This window comes from Phycobacter sedimenti (assembly GCF_038148855.1).
Classification (GTDB): domain Bacteria; phylum Pseudomonadota; class Alphaproteobacteria; order Rhodobacterales; family Rhodobacteraceae; genus Phycobacter; species Phycobacter sedimenti.
Genome location: NZ_JBBVGR010000013.1, coordinates 1 through 15,371 on the forward strand (window position 1 = coordinate 1; position 15,371 = coordinate 15,371).

Annotated in this window: 14 protein-coding genes and 3 pseudogenes; 6 read left to right on the forward strand and 11 right to left on the reverse strand. The window is 58.7% G+C overall.

Going from position 1 to position 15,371, the window contains the following annotated elements:
* Positions 1-1,427 precede the first annotated feature (1,427 nt).
* A complete protein-coding gene (locus AADA15_RS18630; RefSeq protein WP_341643071.1) occupies positions 1,428-2,060 on the forward strand; it encodes a tyrosine-type recombinase/integrase in 633 nt (210 codons plus the stop codon).
* Between the two features lie 211 nt (positions 2,061-2,271).
* Positions 2,272-3,463: pseudogene (locus AADA15_RS18635) on the forward strand (IS3 family transposase).
* A gap of 20 nt (positions 3,464-3,483) precedes the next feature.
* On the opposite strand, the pseudogene AADA15_RS18640 reads toward AADA15_RS18635, so the two are convergent.
* From AADA15_RS18640 to AADA15_RS18650, 3 genes and pseudogenes are all read right to left on the reverse strand, one after another.
* Positions 3,484-4,511: pseudogene (locus AADA15_RS18640) on the reverse strand (IS3 family transposase); the annotation flags it as partial.
* Positions 4,512-4,758: 247 nt separating this feature from the next.
* Positions 4,759-5,049, reverse strand: a complete 291-nt coding sequence (locus AADA15_RS18645) for a hypothetical protein (RefSeq protein WP_341643072.1) — start codon at positions 5,047-5,049, stop codon at positions 4,759-4,761.
* Positions 5,050-5,061: 12 nt separating this feature from the next.
* Positions 5,062-5,379 carry a glycine zipper domain-containing protein gene (locus AADA15_RS18650; RefSeq protein WP_341643073.1) on the reverse strand — a complete coding sequence of 106 codons (318 nt, stop codon included), beginning with the start codon at positions 5,377-5,379 and terminating at the stop codon, positions 5,062-5,064.
* 163 nt (positions 5,380-5,542) lie between these two features.
* On the opposite strand from AADA15_RS18650, the gene AADA15_RS18655 reads away from it, so the two are divergent.
* Positions 5,543-5,716 carry a DUF1328 domain-containing protein gene (locus AADA15_RS18655; RefSeq protein WP_341643074.1) on the forward strand — a complete coding sequence of 58 codons (174 nt, stop codon included), beginning with the start codon at positions 5,543-5,545 and terminating at the stop codon, positions 5,714-5,716.
* A gap of 172 nt (positions 5,717-5,888) precedes the next feature.
* Here AADA15_RS18655 and AADA15_RS18660 read toward each other — a convergent pair whose 3' ends face one another.
* On the reverse strand, positions 5,889-6,701 hold the full coding sequence (locus AADA15_RS18660; RefSeq protein WP_341643075.1) for a response regulator: 813 nt from the start codon (positions 6,699-6,701) through the stop codon (positions 5,889-5,891).
* 103 nt (positions 6,702-6,804) lie between these two features.
* Between AADA15_RS18660 and AADA15_RS18665 the strand changes: the two genes are divergently transcribed.
* From AADA15_RS18665 to AADA15_RS18675, 3 genes are read left to right on the forward strand one after another with little or no spacing between them, the layout of a single operon-like run.
* Complete coding sequence (locus AADA15_RS18665; RefSeq protein WP_341643076.1) at positions 6,805-6,972, forward strand: NepR family anti-sigma factor; 168 nt, start codon at positions 6,805-6,807, stop codon at positions 6,970-6,972.
* The gene (locus tag AADA15_RS18670) at positions 6,959-7,534 is read left to right on the forward strand and encodes an RNA polymerase sigma factor (protein WP_341643077.1); all 576 of its coding nucleotides are present in this window, start codon (positions 6,959-6,961) and stop codon (positions 7,532-7,534) included. Before AADA15_RS18665 ends, AADA15_RS18670 begins: the two co-directional genes overlap by 14 nt.
* Positions 7,531-9,291, forward strand: a complete 1,761-nt coding sequence (locus AADA15_RS18675) for a sensor histidine kinase (RefSeq protein WP_341643078.1) — start codon at positions 7,531-7,533, stop codon at positions 9,289-9,291. Before AADA15_RS18670 ends, AADA15_RS18675 begins: the two co-directional genes overlap by 4 nt.
* On the opposite strand, the gene AADA15_RS18680 is transcribed toward AADA15_RS18675, so the two are convergent.
* The 7 genes and pseudogenes from AADA15_RS18680 to AADA15_RS18710 form a co-directional block, all read right to left on the reverse strand.
* Positions 9,198-10,286 carry an AI-2E family transporter gene (locus AADA15_RS18680; RefSeq protein ID WP_341643079.1) on the reverse strand — a complete coding sequence of 363 codons (1,089 nt, stop codon included), beginning with the start codon at positions 10,284-10,286 and terminating at the stop codon, positions 9,198-9,200. The two genes, AADA15_RS18675 and AADA15_RS18680, sit on opposite strands and share 94 nt — an antisense overlap.
* 64 nt (positions 10,287-10,350) lie before the next feature.
* Complete coding sequence (locus AADA15_RS18685) at positions 10,351-10,857, reverse strand: PRC-barrel domain-containing protein (RefSeq protein WP_341643080.1); 507 nt, start codon at positions 10,855-10,857, stop codon at positions 10,351-10,353.
* Between the two features lie 170 nt (positions 10,858-11,027).
* Entirely contained in the window at positions 11,028-11,678 is a 651-nt protein-coding gene (locus tag AADA15_RS18690; protein WP_341643081.1) for a DUF1236 domain-containing protein, read from the reverse strand.
* A gap of 390 nt (positions 11,679-12,068) precedes the next feature.
* Positions 12,069-12,494: a hypothetical protein gene (locus AADA15_RS18695; RefSeq protein ID WP_341643082.1), complete on the reverse strand. Its 426-nt coding sequence runs from the start codon at positions 12,492-12,494 to the stop codon at positions 12,069-12,071.
* A 249-nt stretch (positions 12,495-12,743) separates the two neighbouring features.
* Positions 12,744-13,640 carry a DMT family transporter gene (locus tag AADA15_RS18700; RefSeq protein WP_341643083.1) on the reverse strand — a complete coding sequence of 299 codons (897 nt, stop codon included), beginning with the start codon at positions 13,638-13,640 and terminating at the stop codon, positions 12,744-12,746.
* A 77-nt stretch (positions 13,641-13,717) separates the two neighbouring features.
* Positions 13,718-14,515: an AraC family transcriptional regulator gene (locus AADA15_RS18705; RefSeq protein ID WP_341643105.1), complete on the reverse strand. Its 798-nt coding sequence runs from the start codon at positions 14,513-14,515 to the stop codon at positions 13,718-13,720.
* A 114-nt stretch (positions 14,516-14,629) separates the two neighbouring features.
* A pseudogene (locus tag AADA15_RS18710) lies at positions 14,630-15,080 on the reverse strand (transposase family protein); the annotation flags it as partial.
* Positions 15,081-15,371: the final 291 nt, after the last annotated feature.

Sequence of the window (15,371 nt, forward strand, 5' to 3'; positions counted from 1 at the left end):
GGCGCCGGCCCGTCCTGCCGCCCCCCCCGCCCCGCCCCCCGCCCCCCGCGCCCCCCCCCCCCGCCCCCCCCCCCGCCCCCCCCCCCCCCGCCCCCCCGCCCCCCCCCCCCCCCCCCCCCGGGGCCCAAGGGGATGCAGACCTCCGAAGGGAGGGCTAATCCGCGCGGGAGAGCCGGATTTCGTTTCAAGAGAGTGTCGGCATGTCATGTTGGTCCGGTTTGAGCCCATTTTGCCGAATGCTGCAGGTTCCACGAAAGACTGCTTTGCCTTCGAAGGATGTACGTTCTAGGGACATGTTCAATTCACATGACATGGTACGCAAGATACGAGCCTTGGCTAGGCGCACACTTTTGCTCCGGTTTAGCTACTCCGAACGCCGCAAGATAAAACCGCTCCTCGCTCCTTGACGGGCCTAGCTGGAAATCCATCTTTCCTAGTGCACACTTGGCAAATGATCTCGTCCTATCAACGTCAAACGATGGCTGAAATACCGCCCAGCTTTTCTCGCCAAGGTCGGTTGGTTCTGCGAAGTGCTTCCACACATTTGAATGCTTGGTTGCCCACCATAGCAAATAGTCGGCTTGATGGGGTAGGACCGCTTTGAGTCCAAACGCGTAGTCTGGATCGGGCGGGTCCCCAAGATTGGAGAGACCGATTACAGACCCAGGTAGCTCGTCATTTGAAAGAACTACTGTGCGGTCACCATGTAAATTGAAGTACTTTGCATTCAGACTCTTAAGCAAGAATGCGCCCTCAAATTGAGAATGTCCGGAGAGTTGTCCTCGCTGTTCAGCGCTTGCCAAGTCGTGGCAGGACAAAAGCTCACCTGTCAGACTAGAATTTTCAGAAATTCGCCATCCGCTTTGCTCTAGAAGTCCGACCAAATCTTCTTGACGCAACTTCCCCGCAATCCTTCTGCCAATACAGGTGAAAATACTAGAGACAGCGCGTTCGACACTCTCCGCGACAGCACTACCAAACTCTTTCTCTGTTCGATCCCTAAACGTGGAGTATGTACGTTGAATACCATGACGGCGTGGTTTCAGTTCGTTCAAATGGGCGACAGTGGTTTCTAGGTTCATATTCGACAAGATGGATTAGTTGCGAGTGACTTGAAAGTGTCAAAGGCTTGATCAGAAAATCGAGGAGCGGACATTGGTGCAGCCGCGGCGAAATGGCGCTTCGTCCGCATCCCCGCCGCTCGATGATCATTGGTAGCTGCGCCTGCGGCGAAGGTCTGCTCCTTCCTTTGCTCGTGCAGCATGGGATCGCCGCGCGACTGGCAGATCCCAAGACTTTGCAAATGTCGCTATCCTGCGCATTGCTGCCATCGGTACCCCACAGGCGTTGCAGCCTTGTATGGAATTCTGCCCGCGTCAACGTTGAGTTGTCGTGGTGGGAGGGCATGGCGGATCGGAGGATCAGTCATGGAAACACCAAACTTACCTGCCATTCGTGCCCTTCGCCCAGCCTGGAACAAAGGCCGTATTGTTGGGCAGAAGCGACCGCTAAAACCAAAACATGTCTGGGCGATCAGAGTCTGGCTGGAATTGGCCGAGAACCATCGCGATCTGGCGCTCTTCAATCTGGCCATCGACAGCAAGCTGCGCGGTTGCGATCTGGTCAGAATGAAGGTCGTTGACGTTATGGCATCCGGCGAAATCAAGGAACGCGCGTCGGTTTTGCAAAGCAAGACGCGGAAGCCTGTCCGCTTCGAAATCTCAGAAGGCACGAGGGCCTCTCTGGGCAGATGGATGCAAGAGCCGCTGATGGTTGGCTCTGAATATCTTTGGCCAGGCCGATTTCACGAGCGCCTTCACATCTCGACCCGCCAGTACACTCGGATCGTCCGCGCTTGGATCACATCGATAGGGTTGGAAGCAAGCGCCTACGGCACGCACTCGATGCGTCGCACCAAGGTGACACAGATCTACAAAAAGACCGGCAATCTGCGTGCCGTCCAGCTGCTGTTGGGACACACCAAAATGGACAGTACCGTCAGGTATCTGGGCGTTGAACTTGAGGATGCGCTTGCGATGGCAGAGGCGATTGAGATCTAACAAACTGGGCCGTCTTCACAGACGGCCCCAAGCTGCTCCTCAGCTCGTAGTACGAATGCTGCGGTTGCAGTCCCCTTTCCCGACATTCGCTGTCAATGCGAAATCCAGATGCTTGAATTCTGGTATTGGAGAAGCCCCCTGAAAGTGGTCCATGAGGTGCCCCTAGAATTGTAGACGCTTTGCCCCCTAGATTTGAGGCAAGGAGGCTGACATGGGGACAAGTAATTACAGCGACGAGTTCAAGCGGGATGCTGTTCATCAGAGCGCAGTGCGGGGCTATCCGGTTCGTGAGGTTTCCCGGCGTTTGGGCGGCAGTACGCATTCTCTGTGCAAATGGATGAAGCTGTTGGGGGAACCGTTGCCCAAAGCGAACAGCATCGACCACGAGGCCGAGAACCGTCGGCTCAAGCGCGAGCTGGCCCGGGTGACCGAGGAGCGCGACATCCTAAAAAAGGCGGCCGCGTACTTCGCGCAGAATGCAAAGTGAAGTACGCGTTCATCAGCGCGCATCGCGAGCAGTTTCGTGTTCGGGCCATGTGCCGGGTGCTGTGGGTTCATTTCAGCGGCTTCTATGCATGGATTGAGGAACCGTTAAACCACCGTGCGCAGGAGGACGCGCGCCAGACCGAGCTGATCCGACAGGCCTGGGCGGACAGCGTTAAGGTCTACGGCTATCCACTGTCCGGCAGGGCATTTCGCAGCAATGGCCCGAAAGGGGCAAGCTGACGGATGATCTGCGCGATCAGGGCGAGCAAATTTCCGAGAACCGAGTGGCCCGCTTGGCATCCTTGGCCGGGATCGCCGCGCAGATCGGTTACAAGCGCCGTCTGGGCCGGTATGGCGGCAAGCCAGCCATCGTGGCCGAGAATAGATTGGAGCAGCAGTTCCAAGCTTCTGCCCCCGATCAGGTCTGGGTAACTGACATCACCTACATCAAGACCCACGAGGGTTGGCTGTATCTGTGTGTCGTCATCGACCTGTTCTCGCGCCGCGTGGTCGTCTGGTCTGCGCAATCCCGAATGACCACGGACCTCGCTCTGCAAGCGTTGCTGATGGCCGTTTGGCGACGCAAGCCCGCTGGACAGTTCACAGTGCATTCCGATCAGGGCTCCCAGTTCACCAGCCGGGAGTGCCAGACGTTTCTGCGCCAGCATAACCTCGAACCCAGCATGAGCCGACGCGGCAACTGCCACGACAACGCTGTCGCCGAGAGCTGCTTCCAACTTCTGAAACGAGAGCGGATCAGGCGACGGACATATCCGACACGCGACGACGCCAGGCGCGACGTGTTCGAATACATCGAGATGGTCTACAACCCGAAACGCAAGCACACGAACAACGGAATGCTGTCACCCGTTGACTTCGAAGAAAGACAACTCAAACTGAAACAGGCAGGTGTCTAGGAAACCATGGGCACCTCAGTCCTCCATTGTTCGATCAAGATTTGCGCCTCCCTCAGCGAGTAGAAGATTTCACCATTCAGCAACTCATCCCGGAGCCGTGCATTGAAGCTTTCGCAGTCTCCGTTCTCCCAGAGTGATCCCGGTTCGATGTAGGCGGTCTTGGCTCCTACCGCCGCTCTCCAGTTCCGAACTGCCTGAACTATGAACTCTGGGCCGTTGTCTGACCTGATGTAGGCCGGAACCCCTCGGAGGATGAACAGGTCGGTTAGTGCGTCGATCACCTCGGCTGAATTCAGCTTCCGTTTAATCCGGATCGCGAAACATTCCCGGCTGTGTTCATCCAAGATGTTGAGCGTTCGGAACGCTTTACCATCATCGGTGCGGTGATGAACGAAGTCATATGACCAGACATGGTTGCGATACTCTGGCCGTAGTCGGACGCACGAACCATCGTTCAGCCAGAACCTGCTTTTCTTAGGCTGTTTTATGGGCACCTTCAGCCCCTCACGTCGCCACAGACGTTCAACCCGCTTGTCGTTGATCTGCCAGCCAGCATTTCTCAACAGAGCTGCAATCCGACGATAACCATAGCGACCATACTGGCGGACCAGTTCGATCATATCGGCCACGAGACGATCCTCGACAGCACACCCAACTGGCACCCGCCTCTGTGTTGATCGGTGCTGCCCCAAGACGCGGCAAGCCCGACGTTCTGAGACGCGGAACCGGCTTCGCACATGGTCATTACAGGCTCGACGACGCGAGGGGCTCAGAAGTTTCCCTTTGCGGCCTCTGACAGGATGAGCTTGTCCAACGTCAGGTCCGAAATGGCCCGTCTAAGCCGTTCATTCTCCTTTTGAAGCCGCTTTAGCTCCTTCAGTTGGTCGGTTCCCATGCCACCATATGGCTTTCGCCAGCGATTGAATGTCTGCTCTGTAATCTGCACCTGGCGGATGGCATCCACGCGTGGCATTCCCTGTCAGCAAAGCACCTCAACCTGCCGCAACTTCGTGACAATCTCTTCCGGCTTGAGGCGTTTGATTCCCATCTTGGATCCTCCGTTTCCTAACTATAGGGGCGGACCACTTCAGTGGGGGAAGGCCAAATCGCGGCTGCTTTGAAACGGCCGTTTGGAGATAGTCGGGTGGCGTTAAGACCATGGCGGCCTAGACAGGGGCCAACGAGAAAACGGTGAAGAAATGGTTCTCGGGCACTTACGGTCCGAGCGATGCGCACCTGATCGCGCTGGCGCGCCACTCCGACGAGGTGCTTTCCACGTTCTTGGCCATGCGAGCCTATCGCGCATCACGTGACGCCGTGGCCCGGCCCGCCTTCATTCCCTCCAGGAACGCCCCGACAAGGGCGGCCTGCGGTGACGGGGTGGCAGGCTTTGGTCTGCGCGTCTTTGCGATCAATAGCAATCCGGCCGAGCCCAGCGTCGCACCGATTAGAGCCGAAGCCCACAGAGGACCAAAGGCAATGGCAATCGCGCCCCAGCTGGCCTGAACCAGAAACACGAAACCGGCCAAGGCAAGGCCCGTCCCCGCAATGGCGAGGACGAGCCGGGACGTTGCTTTCATAAGCATAACAGGCACCTGTCAGCGGCGCGAGGTCAGCGCACCGACGACAAAGCCCAAGGCCGCCGTCGCCGCAATCGAGGCCGCCGGGTTGTCCTTCACGAAGCCGCCTGCTTCCTTGGCCACCTTGGTGGCGATATCACTGGCTTCCTCCAGACGGCGTTCGCCAGAGGCTTTGAGAGCGACCACCCGGTCCGCAGCCTTGGAGGACAGGGTTTCGCTTTCTGCGCGGGACAGCGCCTTGAGCTCCTGGGCCAGTGCACCGAAATCTTCGCGCAGGGCAGCAACTTCCTTCATCAGGTCTTCTGTTTCGCGGGCGGCTTGCTTGGCTTGTGCCATCTTGTTCTCCTTTCAGCGGTGTTTGTTTTCGCTTTCCAATAGACCAACACCGGCCAGGCCAAATGGTTCCGAAAAAACTTTTTGGGAACCCGATCCGGTGTCGGGCGTTTCTCTTTCAAAGGCGACGCATCCTGCGCGCCATCGTCAGTAAAGGAGAAATGTCATGCTCGGATGGGCCATTACCTTCCTCGTTATCGCGATCATTGCCGGTATCTTTGGGTTCGGCGGTATCGCCTCTGCTTCTGCTGGGATCGCGCAGATCCTGTTCTTCGTGTTCCTGGTCCTGTTCGTCATTGCCGCCATCGCGCGCGCAGTGCAGGGACGCCCGCCGGTCTAAAACGATCCGGCAATGCCTGGCAGAAAGAAAAACGGGAGCGCTGAAAGGCGCTCCCGTTTTTCTTGATCGGTCTTATACTGCAAGGAACATTGAGCTGCCGTGTGCAGGGCTCAGTCAAGAAAAATCCCGCCCGGAAAACCGGATGGGAGAAAACACCAGCCATATATTTCGTTCAGGCGTGCAACGTTTCTGTCGAGCTGAAAAACAGGGCTTGGCTTACGGCCGATTTTACCTGCTCTTCCGTGTAGGGCTTGTTGATCACGAAGGCAGGCTCCGGTCGTTCTCCGGTCAGCAACCGTTCGGGGAAGGCGGTGATAAAGATGACCGGCACGTCTGAAGCATTTGCAAGAATGTCGTTCACGGCGTCGATCCCCGATGAGCCGTCGGCCAGCTGGATATCAGAGAGGATCAGGTCGGGCCGTTCCTCGCCAAAGAGCCGCAGCGCGTGTTTCTGCGTCGGCGCAACACCCGTTACCTTATGCCCCATTTCGGCGACAATCCCCTCAAGATCGAGCGCAATGATCGCTTCATCCTCGATGATCATCACCTTGCCGGACAGCCGATCCTCCATGTCGCGGATCGCGACCTGGAAAAGGTGCTCGACCTCTTTCTCGCCAAGGCCGGTAATCGCAGCGATGTCCGACAGGTTGAACTCTTCGATCGTGCGCAGCAGAAGGACTTCGCGTGTGTTTGGCGTCAGTTCAGCAAGATGTGCCTGCGCCCGCGCTGCAATGCCGCTGTCCGCAGACCCGGAGGGTGCGCCGGTGGACACCCAGATCGCATGGAACGCCTTGAACAGGGCCACCTTGTGCGACAAGCCTTCTTCAAAGACCGAACGGTCATGCAGCAGGGCTTCTAGCGTCGCCGCGGCATATTTGTCCCCGGTTTCCTGGCTCCCGGACAGGGCGCGCGCATAGCGCCTCAGAAAAGGCAGGAGATCCGCGACAATCACGGACAGGGCTTGTCCGTTTTCGGAGTTCGGCATTTTTTGCTCCTTCAGCAACTTTTTCTGGAACCTAACGCGCCCTTCTGCGTTTGGTTCCATAGAAAGTGAAAAAAATGTCCTTCGGAAGCTCGAGACCAGGTCCATGACGAAAAAGAACGCCACATCTCCACTGGAAGACCAGATCGCTGAAAACCTACGGCGCGTCTATCGCCAACGGCAAGAGGAAGAGGTCCCCGACCGGTTTCTCGACCTGCTGCGCATGCTGAAAGAACAGGAGCAGGGAGGAGAAACACGCGATGCCGATGGATGAAACCCGACCCGACCCGCAAGACGAGATCGTCAATCATATCGGGGCCATGCGCGCCTTTGCCCTATCCCTTGCCCGCAATAACGCCGAGGCAGACGACCTGGTGCAGGAAGCTTTGGTGAAAGCATGGAAGAACATCTCTTCATTTCAGGCAGGCACCAACATGCAGGCCTGGCTGTTCACGATCCTGCGGAATACATTCTACTCGCACCGCCGCAAGACCAAGCGCGAAGTGAGCGATCCGGACGGAATTGCGGCAGAACGCTTGGCCGAGAAACCGGCACATGACGGCCGTTTGCAGATGAACGAGTTCCTGGATGCCTTTGCCACGCTGCCGGATGAACAGCGTGAAGCGCTGGCCTTGGTTGGAGCCTCGGGATTTTCCTACGAGGAAGCTGCGGAGATGTGCGGTGTCAAGATCGGGACCATCAAGAGCCGTGCCAACCGTGGCCGCGCCCGTTTGATGGAATTGCTGCATCCCGAAGACAGCGGCTATGGAGATATGACTGACCGAGCCACCACCGCAGTGGTGAACGCGGGGCTTCAGGGAAGGCTTACCGCTTGAAGCTCGGCTTTTTCAGAGTGTTCGAAGGCCTCGCGGCGCGCGTGGCCGGAACGCTCGCTCTTGCCCTGCTGCCGATCGGTGCCATCGCGGTTTTCCAGGCGTTTGTCATCAGCCGTGAGGGAGAACGCGGGACCGTGAACGCGATCCTGAACGCGACCGCCGAGGCTGCGGCCGGCGAGGCGCTGGCGGTGGCCAGCGCATCCGGCACCTCCGGAACCCTGGCCGCCCATATGTCGGGTCTTGGCGGTGCGCATGAGGGATGCTCGCAGATTTTCACCAGCGTGGTAGAGATTAAGCGCCAGTATTCCTTTGCCGGTTTCATAGATTCAAAAGGCATCGTCCGCTGCGGCTCCAGCAATGTCGGCTTTGACCTGAGCCAAGGCGCCATCTACCCGAAGATGTCGCTGGAGCAGACGCAGATCGTTTCTGCCAATCTGGACGGCCCCATCAGCGGCACGTCTGTCATCCTGGTCGCGACACCCGTGTTCGACGATGAGAGCTATATTGGCTACGTGTCGGTTTCTGTTCCCCACAGGCGGATTTCCGAGGTGCTGCACAGCGTTGGATCCTATGAGCAGGATACCGCGATCGTGACGTTCAACTCCGACGGCAAACCGCTGTCCTCCTCGGCCGGGTTCGACGATATCAACACCATTCTGCCCGCGGATCTGGAACTTGGAACGATTGCCACGGAGCGCCAGCATACCTTCGTTTCGAAGTCTCACACGGGTGAAACCCGGATTTTTGCCGCCGTTCCCATCATTCCTGGCGTACTTTACGCCTTGGGAAGCCAGCCGCGCCCGGCAGTGGCCTGGACGCCGGTGTGGACGGTCGTTTTCCCCGCCCTGATGCTGATCGCAGGTTTGCTGGTCGCCTTTCAGGCTGTGCACCGACTCGTGATCCGCCATATCCGCGGGCTGATCCGCAATATGGCCGATTTTTCCAAGACATGGCGTATTTCTCCCTTGCCTGGACGTTCCCTTCTCAGCCAGGAAATCCGCGAGATCGACGTCGCCTGGACAGACCTGGCCGCGCATCTTCTGCGCGATGAAGCCGAGCTTCAGAACATGGTCCACGAAAAGAACGTCCTGCTGAAGGAAGTTCATCACCGGGTGAAGAACAATCTCCAGCTGATCGCCTCGATCGTGAGCCTCAAGATCCGCCGGGCAACCTCGGAAGAGGCCCGCCGGTCGCTGCGCGAGGTGCAGATGCGCGTGCGCTCGATCGCATCGGTTCACCAGGCGCTTTACGCCAGCCCAGAGGGCGGCCGTGTGCGCGCCGACGAACTCCTCGGGAACGTGATCGACGGGATCATCGAGGCAGGCGTGGTAAAGGACAGGCGGGTCGAGGTGAGGCGGAGCTATGATCCGGTGCAGCTCTACCCGGATCAGGCCATTCCCTTCCTGCTGATGGCATCGGAGGCCGTGACCAACGCCTTGAAATACATGGGACGGCTGGAGGATGGTTCGGCCTGGCTGGAAATTTCACTCGAGGCGGTTTCGGACGATGAGGCCAACTTGCACGTTTGGAACACCTGCGGGACACCGTTCCTACCCCCAGATCAGGTCAAGGGCTCGGGCCTCGGACGCTCGCTGATCGCGGGGTTTGCCGCGCAGGTCGAGGGCAAGGTGACCGTTGAGGAAACCGAGGACAGTTACCGCTTTCAACTTGCCTTCACGCCCGCCTCCTTCGATCCGGAAGAGCGTGACGTGTCGGTGTCCGATATTGAAGCACCGTCATCCGATACCGAAGGCTGAACAGTTCCGGCGGCATCCAACAGAGCGGCGCCCCAGACCAGCAAGGGAATCGCGACGATGCCGCCGATAGGCCCCCAGAGCCACAGCCAGAAAGCCAGCGCAACGAATACCAGAAGCGGGCTGAGCCGCATTTGCCGCCCCAGCAGGGTGGGCGTCACGAACTGACCCTCGATCGTATTCAGCCCGATGAAAAGCGCAGAAGGCGCAAAGGCCATAGCACCGTCAAAATGCACCGTCCCGGCCAACAGAAGCGCCGCCGCGACAATGGCTGGGCCCAGATAAACAACGAAATTGGCCAGCGCTGCTATGACGCCCCACAGCGGTGCCGCCGGCAGGCCGGCAAGAGACAGCACGACGGCCACAAGGGCCCCGAAAGCAAGATTGATGACTGCGACCGTTCCAAAATAGCGGGCCACACGGCTTTCGGCCGCCTCGAAGGCACCGGCTGTGCCGCCCTCTGCTCTGCCACTCAACGCGGCGTAGAGATCCTCCTTGCCCAGAAGGAAAAAGAACAGCCCACCGATGAAAAGCAGGATCTGTCCAATTGCCTGAGGGGCCATCAAGGCAGCATCGCTGAGTGTGGGAACGCCGTCGGCACCCCCCTGCTCGGGGGCGCCGCCATCCGGATCGATGGCGGAAATCACCTCGCGTTGGATATCGAACAACCCGTTGAGTTGCTGGCGCAACTCCACAAGCGTACGGCGCATCTCAAAGCGTATTCTCGGCCCGGCATCGACGACATCGGCGATCCAGGGTCGAAACAGCAAAACGGCGACGATCAGAACAGCCAGTGCGAATACAAGTGTCATCAACGCGGCAGACGTTTTCCCGGCCCCAAGGCGTCGCACATGCGTGTTGACCGGGCCAAGCATCAGCGCCGTCACAAAGGCAAGGACCAGAGGTGCAGCCAGGCTTTCAGCAAAGTGCAGCGCAGTGACGATCGCCAGAATGCAGAGGATCCAGAGAGGCAGGTTGTTTCTGAGTGTGACAGTCATGAAAGGAATTCCAAGAAAAGAAATGCGGGGGGCACTGTGCCCCCCGCGGTCATCCGGCAGGATTTTAGCTTTGAGACTTGGCCATCAGCTCAAGCTGGGCTTCGGTCTTTGCCACAACGGCGTGGTCAACTTCGCCGGACTCGCTCCACGAGATGCTGATGTCTTCGGCATCGACCGTGATCGGCGTTTCCCCAATCCCCAGGAAGCCGCCAAAGTCGATCACAACGCGTTCCTGGGACAGGCCACTTGCAGGCAGAACTTCGCTGACCTCGCCAATCCATTGCTCGTTTGCATCGTAAACCCGCGCGCCGATCAGTTCGTCGGCAGACAGGGTGACCGAGGCTTCACCCATTGCCATGGCCGAGCCCATTGTACCGCCACCATGGGGTATTGCCTCATTGTGTGTCTCGGAATCCGTCATGGCCTCGCCGGAAAACTGGGTGCCCATTTCCGTGCCGACATCGACACCAAGGGTGCCACTGTTCGAACCAAAGACATCTTCGGCAAGGGCGGCGGCACCAGCGGTGAAGCCAAGAGCGGCACCCAAAAAGATTGCACGTGTAGCAGACATTTTCTTTCTCCAGGTTGCGATGGCGCGTCCGTGCGCCTTGTAATACCAACGCGCAGCACCGGATTCGGTTCCCCAAAAGCCAAAAAATGACGCAACCAAACAACTGATTTAAAAAGAAAAGGCCCGCCCAAAGGGGCAGGCCAGCCAGGTCCAAATTACGGCAATTGAGATCAGCGCAAGATATCCACGATTTTCCGCGTATCGCTGTCGATGATCACCGTATCCCCGTTGACGTTGAGGTAGGCGTATTCGGCAAATTCCGGCATCTCGTAGACGGTCACATCGCTGGGCACCTTGGCACCGACAACAGCTTCGCCATTAAGGATCACCGGCTCGACCGGGTGCTCTGTGGCGTAGACCTTTACCTCCGGCTTGACGGCCAGATCCCCGGCAATTCCGCCAAGAACGCCCCCGGCAACAGCGCCAGCCGGACCGGCGATCAGCGCGCCCGCGACGGCGCCAAGGCCACCAGAGACCAGGGCTGCCTCGTCACTCTTGTCCGAGAACTCAACCACGGCAACGCTTTCTGCCTCGACGGCCTCGTCAAGAGCGCTCTCAGAGACCTCAAGCACAAGGTACGGGGCGTAGGACCAGCCCTCGCGGCCTTCAAGTACAACCTTGCACCAGTCGGCGGTCTCGACACATCCGGTCACCATGACGCTTTCGTCTGCTTTGATCACATCGACGATCTTGAACATCGGCCCAGGGCCTGTGCGCAGGTTGAGATCGGTCATCGCCTTGGCCGAAGTATCGGCCAGGGCCGCGCCCGACCCGAGGATCAATGCAGTTGCGCTCACCATGGATGCAATACGGGTATTCATCTTCGTTCTCCTGTCGTCGTGTTCCGACCGCTTCGCGGCCGTCGATATGCCAGGGAAACGTCGCCATGCAGCCGAAAGTTCCGAAAAAAAATTCATATTGCTTGCATTGCAAGCGAGCTAGGCTCGAGTGTCATTGAGTTTTAAAGCCAGAAGACGACGGCGGCAGACGAGCGCACCGTGGCCACCGCTTTTCAAGGTCTTGTGCGAGGAAAAGCAGCGCGTGTAAATCAGGCGCAACGGAGATGGGCCGCCCCCCCCCTTCCTTCCTTCCCCCACACTCGCGGTCTTGCTGCCAAAGCATATTGATTTGCTTTTTGCCGTCACCAAGACCCGCCTATAGCTGTAGAAAAGCTGGCCCGAAGCACCGAATCCGCAACATTGCGCAGGCGGTTAGCCGCGAAGGAAAAGCCTGAATGCGCGTGATGGAACTGACCAGCGGCTAGCAACGCCATATTTGAAGACCGCTTTGACGCTCGGCCCCCAGGCCGGGCGTTTTCTGTTTCTGGTGGGGTGGCCGACAGTGCTGTCAGCACTGACGATGAACAGACATTGTTCTTTGAATGAGACGTACTCGAAGAGAGCGCAACCTGCGGAATTCAGTGTTTTCACAGCCTGCAATATGGTGCCGTTGTTTGCTGCCGGACGTAGCACTGCTGTAGCATCGACGGGATGGCGCAAATTGAAAGAATCTGCCGAGAAAGTCGTTAAGTATCTAATTTTGTTTGGTACGATTTGGTTGCGGGGGCGGGATTTGGTCTTCACCGAACGAACATCGTTCTTAGGAAGTAATCTTTGCTCAATTTTGGCAGCCGTCATTTGGCCGTTGGCTGGCACTATGCATGGTCCGCTAGGCGCAGAGAGCGACATTTTCAAAGTGCGGTTCGCGGTGCATGGTGACAGGGCGCGACCGGCCCTTTGCCGACCTTGGCCAGGCTGCTCAATGCTGCAGTGCGTCTTTCGGGAACCGCTCTTTCGAACAACGTGGCGCCGCGAACCTACGGATTGAGTTCAGCCGCTCGAACGATGACGCTCCCCGATTGGTTTCTGCGGTCATTTCCTCCAGAATCAGCGCGCTCTCTCGACCCAGAGACCGAGGAAGGTGCCGGACACGATGAGCCCCGCGCCAAGGAGTGCGGTCGGCGTGGCGGGTTCGGAGAGAAGCGCCCATGCGAGGGCAAAGCCGAACAGCGGTTCAGTTCCCATGAGGAAGCTCACGCGCGTGGGGCTGGTTCGGCGGACCGCTGCGTTCTGTACATAGAAGGCTCCAATGGTACAGAAGAGAGAGAGGAAGGCCACTGCGCCCCAAGCCGCAACGTCCGCACGGACAAACAGACCGGACATACCTGACTGGCTCAAAAGCAATGCCCCGGTCAGTCCCGCGACCGTCGCGGCTTGCACCGCTGTCAGGGCGGCAGAGGACAGGCGGCTGCCCTCCATCAGGCGCTTGGTCGAAACTACCATGACCGCCCGAAAGCCAGCCGCGCATAGCACCAACAGGTCTCCCGCCCCGAGAGCTCCCATACCGCCCGACAGCACAACAACGCCGACCACCGCGACCGCTGCTCCCGCTACCACGCCGACAGGCGGGAAGCGGCGCTGAAGGCCGTACTCCAGAAAGGGCGTGAAGATCGTGCAGAGCGAAATGATCAGCGCCGTATTGGTCGCTGTCGTCATCGACACACCCCATGTTTCGGCAAGGAAAATCGCACAAAGAATAGCCCCGAGCAGTGCTCCGGCCCAAAGGTCCCGCCTTGGTGCACTCAGAAGGTCGCGGTGAGCCACGGAGGTCATCACGATCGCGGTCAGCAGAAAGCGGTAGAAGATCAGCAGGAGTACCGGCATGTGCGCCAGCGCGCCCTTCGCGACAGGGTAGCTCGCCCCCCAGACCAGTGCCACGGCGAGCACGGCGAGATCTGCCCAGAGGGACGTCCGCCGTGTTTTGAAACTCTCTGATACTGCCATCCTGGCCTCCTGTCTCGTCTGCCTGCGCAGCGAGATAGGCCATCACGCGGATCGTAATATAGAACGAAAACGCAGTGTCAGCCTCTGGCAAAAGCGGCTGGCGTGATGCCGACGATGGCGCGGAAGTGCCGTCCCATGTGGCTCTGATCCGCAAAACCCGTCTGCGCCGCAGCCTCAGCCGGAGACTGTCCCTCCCGGAGCAGGTGCTTGACCCGCAAAATCTTTCTCTGGAGGTGCCATGCGTGGGGTGGCAGGCCCGTGGCGCGCCGGAAAGCCGTGATCGTCTGCCTGCGCCGAAGGCCGGTGATCCGGCACAGGTCGTCGAGCGAGATATCCTCGTCGACATGGGCATCCAGATAGTCCACCGCATCCGCGATGCGCCCGTTCCCCTGTCGCTCAAGCGGGGCGATTTGCGGCGCCAGTTCCCGCAGAAGCGCGCCAAGGAGCGCATCGAGCGCCACGTCACGGCAGAGCCGCTGATCAGACACATGCAGCGCCTCGTGCAAATCGGAAAACCGATGCGCCAGATCGGGCCGGGCATGGAACGCCGTGCCGAAATCAAGCGTCCCGCTCGGTGCGCGCCCCGTGATGTCTTCCACCAGTGCCCGCATACCGGCTTCGGGGATGTAAAGCATCCGCTGCCGCCATCCCGTCTCGCTTCCGGCCCCGCCATGATGGATATCCCCAGGCCGCATCGTGACCACCGACCCGCGCGGCACTTGGTGCGTCTCGCCGCGACACCAAACAGCGTGGACACCGCCGTCGATCACTCCGAACAGATATTCATCATGGGCGTGCGGCTTGAAGGTCTGCCTCAGATATCGTGCCGAGAGGGTCTCAATCCCATAGAGATCGGGCCGTGACCGCAGTGTCACGTATTCTCTATGACTTTGCAGTTCCTCGACATGCACGACATGACATCTCCAACAGTTTACAGCCAAGTGCTTAGCGCTGCGGCTTCGATCGGTCAAACGAGGATAAGTGGACCTGTCGGCATAATATCCACGGTCTCCGAGGGGCCAGTCAACCTTGGGCAAGTCACCCACGAGCGCCGATGCGTCGATGTGACCGATGACTTGTCCGGCGATCAAGAACAGGCTGAGCGGACGGCCCTGGCTGTCGTAGGAGGCATGCAGTTTGGTATTCATGCCGTCCTTGGTGCGATCAATCGGGCGTCCACGCCCCCCTTTTTCGCGGCCAGACCGACCATCATCCGGGGAAAGATGCCCTTTTGTCACTCGACCGCTTCCAACGGTTGTAGGGCGTTTTGTGAACGCCACATCCGTCAGGCGCGTCGCGCTACTTCAGGCCATTGGGGTTCATGAAGATAACACCACTTAACACACGGGGGTCATCGACGCGTCGCTTGCCGTGGGACTTTTGGAAGAAGGGTTCAAGACGCACCATCTGCGCATTGATCAGCCAGAAAGGATCAGACATGGTCACCGCTCGGTTTTCGAACCGTGCCTGACGCCGCCTGTTGGAGATCCATGGGACCAGACCCAAGGACAGCGTCGTCCGCACGACACCGCATAAAAAACCGGACGATTCGCGCAAAAGAATTTGAGCCTTCTGTCAATATACAACCTTGGAAACAAAATATCGCCTTTTGGTAGAATTTTGATATAGGTATTGAGGCCGGAATTCAATTTGGTTGCGAATCGTCCGTGTTCTAATTCATCGATAACACCTTGTATCCCGGCATTGTTTTTTCTGGCCGCCGAAGGCTGC